This window comes from Chryseobacterium sp. GVT01B (assembly GCF_019970045.1).
Classification (GTDB): domain Bacteria; phylum Bacteroidota; class Bacteroidia; order Flavobacteriales; family Weeksellaceae; genus Chryseobacterium.
Genome location: NZ_JAHXYI010000001.1, coordinates 78977 through 96672 on the forward strand (window position 1 = coordinate 78977; position 17696 = coordinate 96672).

The 17696-nt window shown below is 36.8% G+C and carries 17 protein-coding genes and 5 tRNA genes; 16 read left to right on the forward strand and 6 right to left on the reverse strand.

Features of this window, described 5'->3' with window-relative positions; translation table 11 throughout:
• Positions 1–75 precede the first annotated feature (75 nt).
• The 12 genes from LC457_RS00325 to LC457_RS00380 all read left to right on the forward strand — a co-directional run bounded on the left by LC457_RS00325 (position 76) and on the right by LC457_RS00380 (position 13018).
• Positions 76–720 carry a hypothetical protein gene (locus LC457_RS00325; protein ID WP_223598128.1) on the forward strand — a complete coding sequence of 215 codons (645 nt, stop codon included), beginning with the start codon at positions 76–78 and terminating at the stop codon, positions 718–720.
• Between the two features lie 66 nt (positions 721–786).
• On the forward strand, positions 787–3183 hold the full coding sequence (locus tag LC457_RS00330; RefSeq protein ID WP_223598129.1) for an outer membrane beta-barrel family protein: 2397 nt from the start codon (positions 787–789) through the stop codon (positions 3181–3183).
• A gap of 88 nt (positions 3184–3271) precedes the next feature.
• Positions 3272–3451, forward strand: a complete 180-nt coding sequence (locus tag LC457_RS00335) for a class I lanthipeptide (protein ID WP_076595230.1) — start codon at positions 3272–3274, stop codon at positions 3449–3451.
• Between the two features lie 54 nt (positions 3452–3505).
• Complete coding sequence (locus LC457_RS00340) at positions 3506–3685, forward strand: class I lanthipeptide (RefSeq protein WP_076595230.1); 180 nt, start codon at positions 3506–3508, stop codon at positions 3683–3685.
• Positions 3686–3737: 52 nt separating this feature from the next.
• The gene (locus LC457_RS00345) at positions 3738–3917 is read left to right on the forward strand and encodes a class I lanthipeptide (RefSeq protein ID WP_223598130.1); all 180 of its coding nucleotides are present in this window, start codon (positions 3738–3740) and stop codon (positions 3915–3917) included.
• A gap of 49 nt (positions 3918–3966) precedes the next feature.
• Positions 3967–4146 (forward strand): class I lanthipeptide, encoded by a 180-nt coding sequence (locus tag LC457_RS00350; protein ID WP_223598131.1) that lies wholly within the window; start codon positions 3967–3969, stop codon positions 4144–4146.
• Positions 4147–4204: 58 nt separating this feature from the next.
• The gene (locus LC457_RS00355; RefSeq protein ID WP_174774463.1) at positions 4205–4375 is read left to right on the forward strand and encodes a class I lanthipeptide; all 171 of its coding nucleotides are present in this window, start codon (positions 4205–4207) and stop codon (positions 4373–4375) included.
• A gap of 81 nt (positions 4376–4456) precedes the next feature.
• Positions 4457–5629 carry a lanthionine synthetase LanC family protein gene (locus LC457_RS00360; protein WP_223598132.1) on the forward strand — a complete coding sequence of 391 codons (1173 nt, stop codon included), beginning with the start codon at positions 4457–4459 and terminating at the stop codon, positions 5627–5629.
• A complete protein-coding gene (locus LC457_RS00365) occupies positions 5629–6786 on the forward strand; it encodes a lanthionine synthetase LanC family protein (protein WP_223598133.1) in 1158 nt (385 codons plus the stop codon). The genes LC457_RS00360 and LC457_RS00365 overlap by 1 nt, the downstream gene beginning before the upstream one ends.
• A gap of 1 nt (position 6787) precedes the next feature.
• A complete protein-coding gene (locus LC457_RS00370; RefSeq protein WP_223598134.1) occupies positions 6788–7735 on the forward strand; it encodes an LLM class flavin-dependent oxidoreductase in 948 nt (315 codons plus the stop codon).
• Entirely contained in the window at positions 7716–10817 is a 3102-nt protein-coding gene (locus LC457_RS00375) for a lantibiotic dehydratase (RefSeq protein WP_223598135.1), read from the forward strand. The genes LC457_RS00370 and LC457_RS00375 overlap by 20 nt, the downstream gene beginning before the upstream one ends.
• The gene (locus tag LC457_RS00380; RefSeq protein ID WP_223598136.1) at positions 10814–13018 is read left to right on the forward strand and encodes a peptidase domain-containing ABC transporter; all 2205 of its coding nucleotides are present in this window, start codon (positions 10814–10816) and stop codon (positions 13016–13018) included. The genes LC457_RS00375 and LC457_RS00380 overlap by 4 nt, the downstream gene beginning before the upstream one ends.
• 113 nt (positions 13019–13131) lie before the next feature.
• Here LC457_RS00380 and LC457_RS00385 read toward each other — a convergent pair whose 3' ends face one another.
• The 6 genes from LC457_RS00385 to LC457_RS00410 all read right to left on the reverse strand — a co-directional run bounded on the left by LC457_RS00385 (position 13132) and on the right by LC457_RS00410 (position 14619).
• Positions 13132–13836, reverse strand: coding sequence for a hypothetical protein (locus LC457_RS00385; protein WP_223598137.1), 705 nt, complete (start codon positions 13834–13836; stop codon positions 13132–13134).
• Positions 13837–14007: 171 nt separating this feature from the next.
• A tRNA-Leu gene (locus LC457_RS00390) sits at positions 14008–14091 on the reverse strand.
• A 74-nt stretch (positions 14092–14165) separates the two neighbouring features.
• Positions 14166–14247 (reverse strand) — tRNA-Leu (locus LC457_RS00395).
• A 120-nt stretch (positions 14248–14367) separates the two neighbouring features.
• Positions 14368–14451, reverse strand: a tRNA-Leu gene (locus LC457_RS00400).
• 6 nt (positions 14452–14457) lie between these two features.
• A tRNA-Gly gene (locus LC457_RS00405) sits at positions 14458–14533 on the reverse strand.
• 4 nt (positions 14534–14537) lie between these two features.
• Positions 14538–14619: transfer RNA gene (locus tag LC457_RS00410), tRNA-Leu, on the reverse strand.
• A 179-nt stretch (positions 14620–14798) separates the two neighbouring features.
• Between LC457_RS00410 and LC457_RS00415 the strand changes: the two genes are divergently transcribed.
• From LC457_RS00415 to LC457_RS00430, 4 genes are read left to right on the forward strand one after another with little or no spacing between them, the layout of a single operon-like run.
• Positions 14799–15176 carry a DUF3127 domain-containing protein gene (locus LC457_RS00415; RefSeq protein ID WP_047380715.1) on the forward strand — a complete coding sequence of 126 codons (378 nt, stop codon included), beginning with the start codon at positions 14799–14801 and terminating at the stop codon, positions 15174–15176.
• A gap of 60 nt (positions 15177–15236) precedes the next feature.
• Positions 15237–15890, forward strand: a complete 654-nt coding sequence (gene aat, locus LC457_RS00420) for a leucyl/phenylalanyl-tRNA--protein transferase (protein ID WP_223598138.1) — start codon at positions 15237–15239, stop codon at positions 15888–15890.
• Positions 15877–16755, forward strand: coding sequence for a DMT family transporter (locus LC457_RS00425; protein ID WP_223598139.1), 879 nt, complete (start codon positions 15877–15879; stop codon positions 16753–16755). The genes aat and LC457_RS00425 overlap by 14 nt, the downstream gene beginning before the upstream one ends.
• Before the next feature lie 47 nt (positions 16756–16802).
• Entirely contained in the window at positions 16803–17669 is an 867-nt protein-coding gene (locus tag LC457_RS00430; RefSeq protein ID WP_223598140.1) for a hypothetical protein, read from the forward strand.
• Positions 17670–17696 lie beyond the last annotated feature (27 nt).

Sequence of the window (17696 nt, forward strand, 5' to 3'; positions counted from 1 at the left end):
TTTAAGGAATCTACACTAAAGTGTAGCATATCCCACTATTCAGTGTAATAATTTTACTATAAAGATAAAAAAAATATGGAACATCTTAACTTTTATTCTTTAAGTAATAAAAACTTATACGAATTAGCAGAATTTGTTGTTACCGAAAACTTTAATCATCATGAAAGTTATTCTGATACGGATCAGTTTAAGGCTGAAGTAGAAGATATCTATCATGAGGAAAAGAACTTTAAAAAGTCTAAGATTTTTGTTTCCAGAGATCACGAAGATAAGATCAATGGTTCTATAAGAGTTTTTAAATGGAATCATAAGGATGTTCTTCCTTTGGAGAAACTGTTCCATATCAATCCGTCTTCTTTTATCAAAAATAAAACGACCAACATTTGGCATATCGGAAGATTTGCTATTAAGAAAGGAATTGATAAAACAGGTTTCGGAATATTCAAAACACTAATGGCTTATGCAATCAACGAGGTTTGTCAGAATAAAAATTCTGTTGCTATCGCTGAATGTGATGCCAAGCTTCTGAAAGTCCTTAAGCTTATGGGAATAGAGGCTATTACCTTAGCAGAGCCCATTCATTATCTGGGTTCTGAAACAATCCCTGTAATGCTTACTTATAACGGGCTAAAAAAATTCCTTGATAAGAACTATCATTTGATGTCAACACCGGAAGTAAGCGCCCTACACCAAAGTGTAGTATTACAACAAACCGCCTAAAACTACACTTCCGTGTAGCAGCATTCAAAACACAACATTCTACTTTTGAAATATAAAATAACAATCATGACAAAGAAATACTTAATACCGTTATTATCCTTTTTAGGAATGGGCATTCACCTTAATGCTCAGAGTATCTCGGGTAAAGTATCTGATGAAAAGGCAGCCAATATTTCTTATGTGGAAGTAGTTTTGTTAGCAGGAAATGATAAATTCTCAACGATCACTGATGAAAACGGACTTTTCTCTATCAAACTTCCAAAAGCCGATTCTTATAAAATGGAATTTTTCCTGAATGGAAGCAAAGTATACGAAGGAAATGAAAAAATAGAAGGAGAGATTACAAGAAATTATACGATTAAAGAAAACCAGCCGGAAAGTAAAGAAATCCAGGCAATCAGTCTGACAAAAAAGAAAAAACTGGTGGAAAGAAAAATAGACCGTCTTGTTTTCAATGTAGAAAATTCGGTTGCAGCAACAGGAGGCACTGCATTGGACGCTTTAAAAACAACTCCACTGGTTCGCATCCAGGATGAAAAGGTTTCAATCGTTGGAAAGGGGGAAGTTCTGGTCATGATAGACGATCGTATTCAGAGAATGTCTCCGGATGATTTGTCAAGTTTATTAAAATCAATTCCTTCAGACAATATCCAGTCTATTGAAGTCATCACTACTCCACCGGCGAAATACGATGCAGAGGGTGACAGCGGACTGATCAATATCAAATTAAAAAGAGGAAAACCGAATTCCTGGAATGCCAATATCGGAGGCAGCTATACTCAAAAAACATATGCAGGAGGCGGTCTTCAGGGAGCATTTAATTATAACCGTAACAGGCTGTCTTTACAGCTAACCGCCAATACCAATTCTCAGAGACTCCGCACGACATCTGACAGTAAAATTTACTATCCGGATGAGCTATGGATCCTGAATGTCAAAAATAAATCTGAAGAGAATAATCTTGGGTTGGGACTTGGCATTGACTACAAAATATCGGATAAATGGACAACAGGGGCAAAATATCTGGGCAGTTTTACCAGAAACACCTCATCAAACAGTCCTTTTACCTCAAGGTTTAATTCTGCCGGAGCTGTGAATTCCTACATTACATCTGATGTGGATGCCAACAATAAGCCTAATATGAATTCTCTTAACTGGTACAATACCTTTAAAGTAGATTCTGCCGGGACCAAAATCACCACTGATTTTGATTATTTCCACTACAGAAAGAGTGATTACAACTTTTATGCAGGAAATGAGCTGGATCCTCAAAGGAATATTCTGCCGGGAAGCTTTTTCTCAGCTACGAATACCAATGTGAACCGTATTGAAAACTATTCCGGAAAAGTGGATGTGGAAATGCCGTTGAAATGGGCTTCTTTAAGCTTCGGAGGGAAATATACCTATACAAATACGAACAATGACCTTGTTGTTCTGGATCATAAGACCGGTACTCCCGTTTTAAATACCGATCAGTCGAACATCTTTAATTATAAGGAGCATAACGAAGCATTATATGTTTCTGCAAGCAAAAAGCTAGGCGAAAAATGGGAAACCCAGGCTGGTCTTAGAATGGAAGCAACCCAGACAACCGGATATTCGCATAATCTGAACCAAACCAACAAAAATGATTATGTCAAATTGTTTCCGACAGCGTATGTGACCTATAATCCTGATGACAAGAATTCTTTCTCACTGAACTACAGCAGAAGAATCCGCAGACCGAATTTTGAGTATCTGAATCCGTTTGTGGTGCGTACAAGCCCTTATTATTATTCGGAAGGAAATCCTTTTTTAAAACCTTCTATCATTGATAATCTGGAGTTTTCGTATGTAAGAAATCAGAAATGGGTATCCTCGGTGTATTATTCTCAGGTATCGGATTTCAGCCAGGACCTTGCTATTCTGGACCGGAATACCAATATCACAAGAAGCACACCTTTGAATTATGCCAATACGTATCAGATCGGGGTTTCCACATATTACAATTTTAATAGATGGACCTGGTGGAACAGCTTTACAGGATTTAATGTGAATTATCAGAATGTAAAGTCAAAAACAGATTTCATCAGTTCAATAGATGGCTACAATGCGTATTTCTATTCTAATAACGATTTTACATTGAATGAGTCTAAAACTATATTCTTCAGTGCCAACTACGGTCTTCAGCTTCCGGGACGTTATCAGATCTTTCATATCTCAACCATGAATATTCTGGATGTTTCTATGAAATTCCTGCTGCTGGATAAGAAACTGACCCTGACTGTTACCGGTATGGATCTTTTAAACGGCCAGCGCCCTCTGATCACTTATGAGTCTAATGGTATAAAAACAGACTTCAGCAGCTATGGCGACACAAGAGGAGTAAGGGTCTCTTTAAGCTACAAGTTCGGAAACAAGAATCTGAAATCTGAACAGCAGAGAAACTTCGGAAACGAGGACGAAAGAAACAGAATTAATTAATCAAATATATACTTGCAAGTAGGGTCCAATAAAGGTTTTATGACTTGAAAAGATAACCAAAAACCAATCAACTAAAAATTTTAAAATCATGCACAAAATTAAATTAACAAAAGGATTACAAATCAACAAAGAGCAAATCAGCAAATTACAGGAAGAGCAAATGAACAGTCTTAAAGGTGGGGTTAACAGCCTTCAGGCAGCAGCGCAGTCTTGCGGACAGTGTTCTTGCGGTGGAAACACAATTGTAAAAACAAGAGCAGCTCAATAATCAGCTTCCAAAATCACATTAAAATAAACAATAACAATCTAAAAATCAACTATCATGCACAAAATTAAATTAACAAAAGGATTACAGATCAACAAAGAGCAAATCAGCAAATTACAGGAAGAGCAAATGAACAGCCTTAAGGGTGGGGTTAACAGCCTTCAGGCAGCGGCACAGTCTTGCGGACAGTGTTCTTGCGGTGGAAACACAATTGTAAAAACAAGAGCAGCTCAATAATCAGCTTCCAAAATCACATTAAAATAAACAATAACAATTAAAATCAAACATCATGAACAAAATGAAATTATCTAAAGGACTACAGATCAACAAAGAACAAATCAGCAAGCTTCAGGAAGAGCAAATGAATGGTCTTAAAGGAGGGGTTAACAGCCTACAGGCAGCAGCGCAGTCTTGCGGACAGTGTTCTTGCGGTGGAAATACAGTAGTACAAACAAGAGTTGCTAAGTAATTCTCACAAAAATTTAAAATATTTATATAACAATTTAAAAATCAACATCATGCACAAAATTAAATTAACAAAAGGTCTACAAATCAACAAAGAACAAATCAGCAAGCTTCAGGAGGAGCAAATGAACAGCCTTAAAGGAGGGGTTAACAGCCTTCAGGCAGCAGCGCAGTCTTGCGGACAGTGTTCTTGCGGTGGAAACACAATCGTAAAAACAAGAGTAGCATCTTAATCAGCCCATCACATTTAAAATAAACAATAACAATTTAAAATTAAACATCATGAACAAAATGAAACTAACTAAGGGTCTTCAAATCAACAAAGAGCAAATCAGCAAATTACAAGAAGAGCAAATGAATAGCCTAAAAGGAGGTGTTAACAGTCTTCAGGCAGCAGCGCAGTCTTGCGGACAGTGTTCTTGCGGTGGAAACACAGTAGTACAAACAAGAATAGCGAAGTAATCTTCTCCTATAAAAGAGGGAGCACTTTTGATAAAACTCCCTCTTTTAAAAAAAATTATATAATCTCAAAGCTCTCAGATCATGCAAAAAGAAAAACTAATCATCTCAGAAATAGAAGAATGTATCCGCAAAAAAGATACTTCCCTTACCGGAATCGGTCTTAATAACGGGATTCTAAGCGCTTCAATGTTTTATTATTATCATTATCTAATGACCAAAGAATCAGAATCTTTGGAGTTGGTAACACACTACATTGAAAAGTCTCTGTCTGTTTTAACAGAGGATTATAAAAGTCTTCATTTTAATGATGAGATAAGAGAGCTAGGATTATATCTTATGTTCCTGAAACAGGAAGAAGTTTTAGACAGCGAAATTGATTCTCTACTGGAAAATATAGATGAAATACTGGAAGAAATACTGATCCAGAAAACAGAGCAGGGAGACCTTGATTTAACGAGCGGGTTTCCGAGTTTTGCCAAGTATTTCGTACTGAGAAATCTTAAAGACAAAAAATACCTGATAGAGAAAACCCTGGATAAAGTCATTGAACTTACTCAAAACCATGACAGCGGAAACTACTGGAAGTTTGATCTTCGGGATAAGGAAAATCCATATGTGGAACTGGGCTTAGGACACGGAACAACAGGAGTAATCAACTATTTGTTATTCCTTTATAAAAATAAGATCTACACAAAAGAATCTTTAGAACTCATTCACAAAGGATTATCATTTATCTGGAGCTGTAAAGAAAGCAGTACTGACAATATTACGCTTTTCCCCTTCAATGCTTTTGAAGATGTCTATATAGATTATCACAATCTCGCATACGGAGAAATCGGAATTGGCTATACTTTTTACAACGCAGGAATTCTCCTAGAAAATAAGGACTATTGCGACAAAGGACTTCATATCTTACTCAATACTACAAAATTTAAAGATACTGATCAGTCCGCTATCCTGGAGCCGGGATTAATTTATGGTTCTGCCGGATTATCCGCATTATATAAAAACCTTTATCACCTTACAGAACAGGATGCATTTTTAGAGGCCAAAGAATATTGGCATGAACATCTTCTGCAGTCAAAAAATAATGAAAGTGAAACATGGGCAGGATTCAAAGCCTATTACAATGCAGAATTTGACAATATCAATATGGCCCTGGGCCAGGGCATAGCAGGAATCGGGATTACCCTGATGAACAATGTCATTAAAACCAATCACAACTACGTTTCATTCTATAATTACGATCTATAATGGAAACTCTACAATCTCAAAATATCACGACCATTCTTCATGAATACGATCAAAAACTGCTTGATTTTGATTATGGAAATTTACCTGATGGATTGCTTTATGGAAAACTGGGACTATTACTCTATTTCTTAACACAATATCAAATCTCAGGAAATGACATCTACGTAAACAAAGTCGGAGCTATCCTTGAAGAAGTCTTTGAGAATGGCAACATGCAAAAAGAAAACAACGTATATACGCTCCCGAATCTATCCAAAGGAATGACCGGACTAGGCATTATCCTGGATTTATTAAAAAAAGACGGATTAATACAAGACGATTTTGATGACCAGATTACTGACATCGGAGAACTGATCTTCCAGCAATCCGTTACCATGCTGAAGGAAGACAATTATACTTTTTTTGATGGCCCGATAGGAAATCTCCATTATTTCAACACCATCAGAAACGAACAGTACAGCAGCGAAATTGTAAACATCCTTTATGATGAATGCATTTCCCATCCCACTCCATTTGAAAACAAGCTGAATGACAGCTATGCAGATGGAATTAACTTAGGATTCAACTATGGCTATCTTTCTATTGTTAATAATCTTTTGGGTCTTCCGGTAATGACGGAAAAAGCAAGATACATTATTGACACCTGTTTGGATTTCATTATTTCCAATTTTGATGTCCATGAAGTAGAAAATGCCAGAATATATAAACCTTACAACTACAAAATAGCAGAGAATCTGTTGAAGCCTTTTCACAACAACAGACTTTGCTGGTGCAACAGCGATCTTTCTTTCTCTTATCTCCTTTATAAAACAGGTGAAACCCTGCAGGAAACAAAATACAGAGATATGGCCCATGAACTGGGTTTAGAAACTACAAAAAGAAAAGTAATGGCCAATACAGGTGTAGAATTTATCCAGTATTGCCACGGAACTTCAGGACTTGTACAGCTGTATCACGAGATTAATGAAAAAGACGCCCATCCGGATTATAAACAAGCCAAAAGCTTCTGGATAAAAAGATCATTGGAAATCCTGGGAAATGAATTGGACCAGCCATTCACCGAACAGGACAGTAATTTACTCTTTGGAAAAACAGGAGCCCTGATTGCTCTGAATGACAAAATAGACAAAACTAAATACCTAAAATTTTTACTGTAACATGAAAACAAAAAGCATAGGATTACTAGAACTAGGATACAGAAGCGGCAAAGATTCAATCACAGCTCTTAACGATGTAGTTGATTATGCCCTTCATGCAGAGAGATTAGGATACAGCAGATTCTGGCTGGCAGAGCATCATTATTCCCACCTCAAGAATCTTGCATTTTCAAATCCGGATATCGTGATTGCCATGATCGCCGGAATGACAGAAAAAATAAGAGTAGGATCCGCAGGAACTTCAGTTCCCAGTTATTCTCCTTACGCTGTCGCTACCAATTATAAACTCATCAACAATATATTCAACGGAAGAATAGACCTTGGACTGTCAAAAGGGATTCCTGAAAGTGAGCACACCAAAAACCTTTTGAATCCGGACATCCTTGAAAGAGGTACCGGAGTGGTTTTCAAAGAAAATGCCAATGAAATCCACGAATTGTTTTATTCTGAAGCTGAAAAGAACGAAAAAGAAGGAATTTTAATTCCACCTTACGGCGGACTGATCCCTGATCTCTGGTATCTTTCTTCTTCTTTGAACAACCTGGACGAAGCAATCACTTTACACTCAAACTATTGTGTTTCAGCCTTTCACGGAAGCGGAAAATTCCTTGAAAATCTTGAAGATAAAAAAGAAGAGATCAACAGATACAGGGATTCTTTTGCACAGCAAAACGGATTTGCTCCTAAAATATCACTGGCTCTGGCGATCAACCTTTCAGAAGTCAACGAAATAAAATCCGATGCAGAAGAATCCGAATCTTTCAAAATCCTCAACCTCAACTTTGAAGAGCTTTTTGAACTGATTGAAAAACTGGATGAAAAACTGGCTGTTGATGAATTCATTTTATATGATACAGAACCTGACAGTGATAAGAAAACAGAAAACGCTGAAATGATAAGCAACCATTACAACCTACAATCTATTCAACATGAAAACGCAGTTAGATAACATCAATATTGGTTTTATGAGAAACTCTCTGTACTCATTCAAACAATATAACAATATACCGAAAAATACAGCAGATCTTGATCATTTTATCCTGGAATTATGGAATGATGAGGTCTTCAGAGAATCTATCTTTTTAGCATCTTATGAGCTGTATAGCGAATGGGCAAGATTATGCCAGGATGATCCGTCTTTATCTCTGGTAAAGAGAAACAGAATCAACAATTCTATTCTTAAATATTACATCAGAATTACCACCAGATCTACTCCTTTCGGAACTTTTGCTTCCCATTCTGCTTTTGAACTCAGCTCAGAAAATAAAAATATTGAAGCAGGAAATATGAACGCTATCCACCGGTATACTACGCTGGATCTTTCTTTCCTGTTTCAGGTTATAGTATTAATCAACAGAGACTTTCCAGAGGTTCACGAATATGCGCTTAATGACTCAATCTATAAGTTAGGTGATTATTACCGATATATCGAAACCGCAATACAAAACGAAAAAAGAGTCTATACTTTAAGCTCATTGGAAAAAGATGAACTTCTGGATTTTCTGGTTGAAACGGTGGCTGCCCAATCTTATTCTTTTGACAATCTGGTGGCTCTGGTTGCAGAAAATGTAGAAGGAGTTTCCGAAGAAGATGCAAAATACTATATTTTCAGCCTGATTGATGCCCAGTTCTTTAAAAGTAACTTTGATATCTGCCTGAATGAGCACTCTCCTTTGTCTCAGATCATTGAATATTTAAGTTCAAAAAAAGGAATCTATCCTGAACTTGACCGTTATCTGGAAATCCTGATCAAAATGGAAAACTATATGGAATTGCTGAACTCCGGAGTAGGACAATCTCAGGAATATTACAACGAAATATTTGCACTTGCCAACCAGTTCTCTATTTTGTATGACAGAAAATATCTCATCAATTCATCCTTAAAAAGGAACCTTGACTTTTCACCTGTTACCAGAGAAGACCTTTCCAAAATCAAAAAGGGAATCAATACCCTATCATGCTTTTGGGACAAAGGAAGTGAAACAGTGAATGAAAATTTAGAAAAATTCAAGTCTGCCTTCTATGCAAGATATGAAGAGAGCCTGGTGCCTTTGGTTGAAGTACTGGACAACGAAAGCGGCATTGGATACATCCAGGAACAAAACAGCGAAAACGATTTTTCTTCCCTGTTGGATACGTTGAGCTGGCCCAATTCCAGTAATGATTCATTTTCTATCACTTACAATAAAAAGATCCATGAATTCTGGAGAAGAATCATCAACAAAGCCAACATCAATGGAGATACCGCTATAGACCTTAGCCAGCATGACATCAACAGCCTTCAGAATGCAGATGAGGTAAGCCTTGCAAGATCAATGGCTGTCATGATTGAAAAGGTATCTGATAAAATAGCCATCTCTTCTGTAGGCGGAACAAGCGGTGCCAACCTTATTGCGAGATTTTCCAATGAAGATGAAGAAATCCTGGCTCCGATGAACAGAATCATCAAAGAAGAACAGAATGATAATCACTTTATCTATGCTGAACTGCTTCATTTGCCAGACAACAGAGTAGGAAATATCTTACTGAGACAGGTAAAAAGAGGAAATCAGCTTTCTTATCTTACCAAGTCTTCAGCTTCGGAAAATACCATTACCCTGACGGATCTTTACATTAAAATGATTGATAAAAGAATCGTATTATTCCATAAAGAGCTGAATAAAGAAGTTAAAATTTTCCATTCTACCGCTCATAATTTTGATTATAATTCGCTTCCGGTGTATCAGTTTCTGTGCGACCTTCAGCATCAGGATGTTTCTACTGCATTGGTTTTAAATATTGGAGACACCAACTACCTGATGTATGATTATATTCCGCGGATCACGCATGGTGATGATATCATCTTCACACCGGCATTATGGAGATTATACCAAAATGAAGTATCTGGAATAAAGACCAAAAACAATACTGAAAGCATTAAAACGGTAAAAGAATACCTTTCAGATAAAAAAGTAAACCGGTATTTCTTTATTTCCCAGGGAGATAACAAGCTATTGATCGATACGGAAAATGACAACCTTTTATTATTCCTTATTGATGAACTGAGATCCAAGGAAACCGTAACCCTTACCGAGTGTCTTTACGATCTTGAGACTGATGAATTCAACAACGAGATTATCATTCCCATGATCAACAGAAATTATACAGCATTTAAAACAGAGCTGGACCAGCATCTTTTCAATGTCAATATTTCTGATAATAAATTTATCCCGGGGAACAAATGGTTATACTATAAAATCTATTGCGGCAACAAGTTTTCAGACAAAATATTGCAGGATGTATTTCCGGATCTTTTACCTCACCTGAGTGAAGAAGAGCTAATCAAAAAATGGTTCTACATTCGATACAGTGATCCCGACAATCATATCAGACTGAGGTTGGAAATCAATGATAATAAGCTCACTAACACTGCTCAAATCATTACCACTTTCAACGATTATTTTGATAAATATATCAGCGAAGGAATCATTAATAAAGTGGAAATGGGAACCTATGACAGAGAATATGAAAGATATGAAGGCGAATTTATTGATACCGCAGAGCATATCTTCCATTATGACAGTCAATTAACTGTTAATCTGCTTAAAAACATTCCTAATAATGATGACCTCTGGTTATACTCCATCAAAAGTATTGATACCTATTTCGATGTCTTCCAGCTTGATCTGGATAAGCGATATGAGGTGATCAATAAAATCTACAACCAGTTTCAGCGGGAGTTTAATGTAGACAGCAATCTTAAGAAACAGCTGGATCTGAAATACAGAACGAACCTGAATCTCATCAGCGAGATTGTAGAATCGGATGGCAATCAGTATTTCTCAGAGTTCGTCACTTCTATGAAAGACAACTGCAAAGAAATAGAAAATCTGAAGACCATTCAAAAAGAAAGACTAGTCAGCAGTTTTATTCACATGCATATCAACAGACTGATCAGATCCAGACACAGAATGCACGAACTGATCATCTATGGCATTGTAGAAAAGTATTATAAAATGAAAATCGGCAAAAGAAAATATCTAGTATCATGAAGCTAAAATTTATCCCTCAACACGACCAAATGGACTGCGGTCCTGCATGTATCGCAATGGTGGCTTCCTACTTTGGTAAGCAGATTCCGTTACATTTTTTAAAAGAAAATGCTAATCTATCCAGAGAAGGAGTTAGCTTACTGAGTATCAGTGAACTGTGCGAAGATATCGGATTTGAAACCTATCCTGCGAAACTGACATTGCAGACCCTGGATGAAAATGGCAGCCTGCCTTGCATTCTTCACTGGAATAAAAACCATTTCGTAGTGCTTCTTGATGTAAAGAAAAGCCTTATTTCAGGAAAAAAACGCTATAAAATTGCCGATCCAAGCCATGGAATGATCTGGCTGAGCGAAAAAGACTTTCTTAAAAGCTGGCTATCAGACGGCGAAACCGGAATTGCTCTTTTTGTAAGTCCTACCAACAGTTTTTATCAGCAGACTTTCCCGGAAGAAGATAAACTGAGCATTTCTTTTGCTATGAAATATTTCAAAGAGCATAAAAACAAATTCCTCTTTTTGTCTGGTATGCTTCTTATCGGAAGCTGCCTTAGCCTTGTCTTTCCATTCCTTACACAAACACTTATTGATAAGGGAGTTAACACAAAAGACATAGACCTTATTACGATCATTCTGATCTCTCAGGTTGTATTATATTTAGGAAGCATTACCATAGAAATTATCAGAAACTGGCTGATGCTTTATATTGGGACCAGGATTAGCATTTCCATTATTTCAGACTTTCTGAAGAAAATGCTTCTCCTTCCAATGGGCTTTTTTGATACCAAGATGAAGGGAGATTTTACCCAGAGAATTCAGGATAATGAGAGAATAGAAGATTTTCTTACCTCTCAGAGCCTTATGACCTTCTTCTCTATGGTGACTTTTCTGGTGTTTTTCGGAGTGCTTTGGTATTATAATGTAACGATTGTACTTATTTACTCATCTCTTACTGCATTATCTCTTGTATGGGCGCAGTATTGGTTAAAGAAAAGAGAAATTCTGGATTATTACCGATTCAGAGAAAAAGGACAGAGCCAGGAAAGTGTTTATGAAATCCTGAATGGAGTTTCTGAAATGAAATTAAACCAATTTGAAGACTATAAAAGACAGGAATGGGAAGGGATTCAGAATAAATTATTCAAAACAACCCTTCGTATTTTAAAAGTAGATCAGTATCAGTTTTCCGGATTTGAATTTCTTAACCAATTAAAGAACATTTTCGTTACTTTCTTTGCGGCATTGCAGGTGGTGAAAGGAAATATGACCATTGGTGAATTATTGGCGATATCTTACATCATCGGACAGCTGAACTCTCCTGTTAACCAAATGATTTCTTTCTTCCGGTCATTACAGGATGCAAAACTGAGTCTTTCAAGACTAAATGAGGTTCAGAATCATGAAGAAGAGGAAAAAGAAGGCATGAAAGCACTTGAAATCAACAATACATACTCAGAAGAAGAGAGAGGAATTACTTTAAATAATGTTTCTTTCCAGTATGAAGGTCCAAAATCTCAGTTTGTTTTAAAAGATGTCAATCTGTTTATCCCTGAAGGCAAAGTTACCGCTATTGTTGGTGCCAGCGGAAGCGGAAAGACTACTTTAATGAAGCTGTTACTGAAATTCTACAATCCTACGCAGGGTACCATTCATTATAACGAAGACGATATCCTCACCTTATCTCCTAAAAGTATACGAGAAAACTATGGAGTTGTAATGCAGGACGGGTTTATTTTCTCTGACACCATCGAAAGAAACATTGCTACCAGCGAAGTGGAAATCAACACCAGAAAAATGGAAAATGCGGTAAGAGTTGCCAACATTTCTTCTTTCATTGATAATCTTCCGTTAGGATACAGTACAAAAATAGGAGCTGCCGGCAACGGAATTTCCGGAGGACAAAAGCAAAGAGTTCTTATTGCAAGAGCAGTCTATAAAAACCCTCATTTTATCATGTTTGACGAAGCAACTTCCGCTCTGGATGCTGAAAATGAGAAGATCATTCATGACAACCTTCAGGAATTCTTCAAAGGAAAAACGGTAATTATTGTAGCGCACCGCTTAAGCACCGTAAAAAATGCAGATCAGATTATCGTCCTGAAAAACGGAGCCGTAGTTGAAAAAGGAAACCACCAGGAGTTGGTCAACAAGAAAGCAGATTACTACAGTCTTGTAAAAAATCAGCTTGAATTAGGCAACTAATCACCTCTCAATATATTTTTGCCCGTTTCACGAATTGTGAAACGGTTTTTATGTTTAAACAAAAATCCTCTGCAGCCAGGTTGCAGAGGATTTTATTTGAGTCGGGATAAACTTTATTTAAAATCTTTATCCTGAATATCTTTATTGTAATATAAATCAACAAGTTTAGCTTCCTGATTTCCATCTTCAGAAATAAAAGTAGATTTAGTAGCATACCAAAGATCTCCAAATTTTTTATAATCACTTTGTAAAACCGTAGAGAACGTATTCTTTTCACCATTTTCCACCGTTTCTTCTTTGCTTAGAAAGAATGACTTTACATTGTAATACAGATAAGTCACCTTTCCTGTTACATAGGTTGCTTTTATTTTATAATAGATCTTATCCGGGTTTTCTTCAATAAGTTCAATCTTATACAATTTGGGATCTATATAGGCAAGTTCATTTATAATGTACTTTCTGTCCGCTTTATCTTTAAACTCAGCAGGATCAGCCAATTTTCTCTCTCCGTTGACCAGCTCATAACCCGTTTTGCCATCAAACCATGATTTGTAAACAATTCTTCCCTGATACTCAATTTCAAAACTTCCTTTATTAGGAACCATTTCTTTGGTAATCCAATTCACATTTCGTCCGTCCATTACTGTTTCAGATTTAGAATACAGTGTTTTTATGCTGCTCAGAAGTTTTTTACCGCCTTCTGCCTGGATGGCTTTTTCTATAATTTCTTTGGCTTTGCTTTCGCTGGATGTTTGTGAGAACAATTGGTTAGAAGCTGTTATCATACTAACTATTGCAATTGTATTCAATAATTTCATGGTTATTTATTTTTCTGAAGCAAATGTACCAAAAGACATTTCAAGTCCTTCTTTTTTGAGAGATTATTTTAGAAATATAAATGAGAGATTATACTTGCAAAAAGAGAGGCTACATTTCCAGAGCTATTTTAAAACAAAAATCCCTCCGTAATCATATTACAGAGGGACTTGTACCCCAGACGGGACTTGAACCCGTACGTCCTTGCGGACACAGGATTTTAAGTCCTGCGTGTCTACCAGTTCCACCACCAGGGCATGGTGTGGGCAAAAAAAAAGATCCGAACCAGAGGTTCCAACCTTCTCAATGATTCTAAAATCTTTTAGAATAGTGCGGATGAAGGGACTCGAACCCCCACGCCTCACGGCACCAGATCCTAAGTCTGGCGTGGCTACCAATTACACCACATCCGCTGATTTACTGATCTGAATTTACAGATTCAGGCTATATTTCTTACAAATATAAAAATTTTATTTAAAGAACACTCTCTATTAAAACAAAAAACCCTCCGTAAGATATTACAGAGGGTCTTGTACCCCAGACGGGACTTGAACCCGTACGTCCTTGCGGACACAGGATTTTAAGTCCTGCGTGTCTACCAGTTCCACCACCAGGGCATGGTGTGGAGCGAAAAACGGGATTCGAACCCGCGACCCCAACCTTGGCAAGGTTGTGCTCTACCAGCTGAGCTATTTTCGCATAGTGCGGATGAAGGGACTCGAACCCCCACGCCTCACGGCACCAGATCCTAAGTCTGGCGTGGCTACCAATTACACCACATCCGCTGGTTTTTTTATATTGTAAGTTTTAAAGAGCTTGCTTCGTTTTTGTGAGTGCAAATATAGGGCAATTTCCTTTACTACCAAACTTTTCAAGAAAAAAAATTAAAATTTCTATATTTTTTTTTCACGGCACCTTTTATTACATTTCATTTTCTTACTTTTACATCGTTAATATTTACGATATGGAATTACAAGGAACGGTAAAGAAACTTTTTGATGCTCAAACATTTGCGAGCGGATTTCAAAAAAGAGAAATGGTTATTTTAACTCAAGAACAGTATCCACAGCCGATAAACATAGAATTTTTATCTGATAAAATCAGTTTATTAGATAACCTTAAAGAAGGAGAAAACGTAAAAGTAGGAATCAACATCAGAGGTAGAGAATGGGTTTCTCCTCAAGGTGAAACTAAATACTTCAACTCTATTACAGGGTGGAGAGTAGAGAAAGTTTCTGAAAATGCTTCAGAACCTACTCAGGCAATGTCTCAGCAATCTGCAACTCCAGTGTCAAACGAAAATCCGTTTGCCGGAGATGATGATGATGATTTACCTTTTTAATTAAAGAATATAAGATCAAATATAAATCCTGCTTTTTGAAGTGGGATTTTTTTTCTAAGCATGGTTCGATTAGACGAAAACGAGATTTCATTTCCTGACCCTGAGCTGTATGATGGTCATGAAGGAGTGGTTGCTTTTGGAGGTGACTTGTCTGTAGAGCGCATTTGGTTTGCTTATCAACTCGGTATCTTCCCCTGGTACAATCCCGGAGAAGAAATTCTATGGTGGTGTCCTGATCCAAGATTTGTTCTTCTCCCGGAAGAATTAAAGGTTTCAAAATCAATGAGGAAAATATTAAACAGAAATGTTTTTACTTTTTCAGAGAATAAAAATTTCAGGGAAGTAATCAGAAACTGTCAAAAGACAAACCGAAAAGGCCAGTCCGGGACGTGGCTTTCTGATGAGCTGATGAATACTTTTATCCAGCTTCATGAATATGGCTTGGCCAAAAGTATTGAAGTGTGGCAGGATGAAGAGCTTGTGGGTGGTTTTTACGGACTTCAGATTGGAAACGTTTTTTGCGGGGAAAGCATGTTTGCTAAAGTGAGCAATGCTTCCAAAGCAGGATTTATCCATTTTGTAGAAAGCAATAAAGATACTATTGAATTAATTGACTGTCAATCTCATACGGAGCACCTCGAAAGCCTAGGTGCTAAAATGATTCCTAAAAAAGAATTTCTAAAAATCTTACACGAAAATAATGAACGCGGATAAAGAAAAATGGGTTCTTCTGGTTATCCTGAGTATTATCTGGGGATCATCCTTTATTTTGATCAAAAAATCTCTGGAGCATTTTAATCCTTTTCAGGTAGGATCTTTACGAGTTCTGATTGCCGGGATTATTTTACTTCCGGTTGCGATTTCCAATTATAAACTTTTTCCTAAAAAGCATCTGAAATGGTTAATTCTGGCAGCTTTTACCGGAAATTTTATCCCAATGTTCCTTTTTCCCATTGCCGAAACCGAAATAAGCAGTAGTATTGCGGGGATCATCAACTCTATGATGCCTATCTTTGTGATTATTGTAGGAGCATTGGTATGGAAGTTTGAAACAACCAAAAAACAAATTATAGGAACATTCATAAGCTTCACCGGAGTCTGTATTCTTGCATTCGGAGGTGGTGACAGCGGAGAACTGAAAATGATTCCGATCTTATTGTTATTATTGGCTACCCTATGCTATGCAATGAGTACAACGACCGTAAAATCAAAGCTTATGGAGGTTTCATCTACGATTCTCTCTGCTTTTGTATTTTCATTTGTCTTATTATTTCCATCCATAATAGCGTTGACAAGTACGGGATTCTTTTCTGAATTTAGCTTTTCCAGGGATACTCTGATGGGACTTATGTTTGTGAGCCTTTTATCTGTTTTCGGAACAGGCCTTGCAATGACCATGAATTATCGTTTACTGAAGGTTTCCTCTCCTCTTTTTGCCTCTACAGTTACTTTAATAATGCCTATTGTGGCTATTATCTGGGGCATTTTAGATGGTGAAAAACTGACTTATTTACAATTTGTAGGAGCGGGAATTATTATTGGTGGTCTCATATTTTTAAGAACAAATCCGAAAAAATAAAATCATATTATAAATTAAATTATATTTGACCGATTTAACTTATAACTATGAAAAAAATTCTACTTTGTGGCTCAATAGCCTTATTAACACTTTCGTGTTCTTCTTCGCGTGATGATGTTCCTTTTGACAATAGTGATCCTTCCACTCAAAACGTAATTCTTCCTACAAAAATGATTATGGACGGTATTGTAATGAAAATCAATTACAACGGAACCAAAATCATCAGTATGATTAACAACATTAATCATGGGCAAAGAATTGAATTCGCTTACACAGACGAATATGTTACCGGGATTAAACATTACGAAAACAACGTTCTTGAAAGTACAGTTGAATACGGATATTCCAACGGTCGTATGGCCTCTGCCATTACCAAAGAATATTCTCTTACCGGTGCGGTACAAAACACAGTTACATTTACTTATACTTATGCAAGTACTACAGAAATTAACGTAAAAAAACAAACGAATTCCGGGGCTGCAGGGTCTTCTGTAATCAACAGTGTTTTTACCTACAACAATGGAAATATGGTAAGCAACGTAGGCTCAGGAACTGGAACCGTAAATGGAAATACTGTCAACTACACAGAAAAAGAAACTTACACTTATACGGATAAAAACTATCCTTTTAAGAATGTAAAAGGCTTTGATAAAATCATATTCAATGGAAATGAAAGCGATGGGGTAAGCATGTTATTTTCAAATATAAAGAACAGCTTAAGTACTTATAAAGGACAGTTTACCAACACCACTGCGGGCGGAGGAACCGGAACCGGAACAACTTCACATAAATATACCACTACTTTTAACACCGCAGGTTATCCGTCTGTTGAAGACAGGCAGTCTCTTGATATCAATGGGAACCCCAATACAAGTGCTCCAGATAAATTTATTTACGAGTACAATTATCAATAAAAAAACCTGCATTTCTGCAGGTTTTTT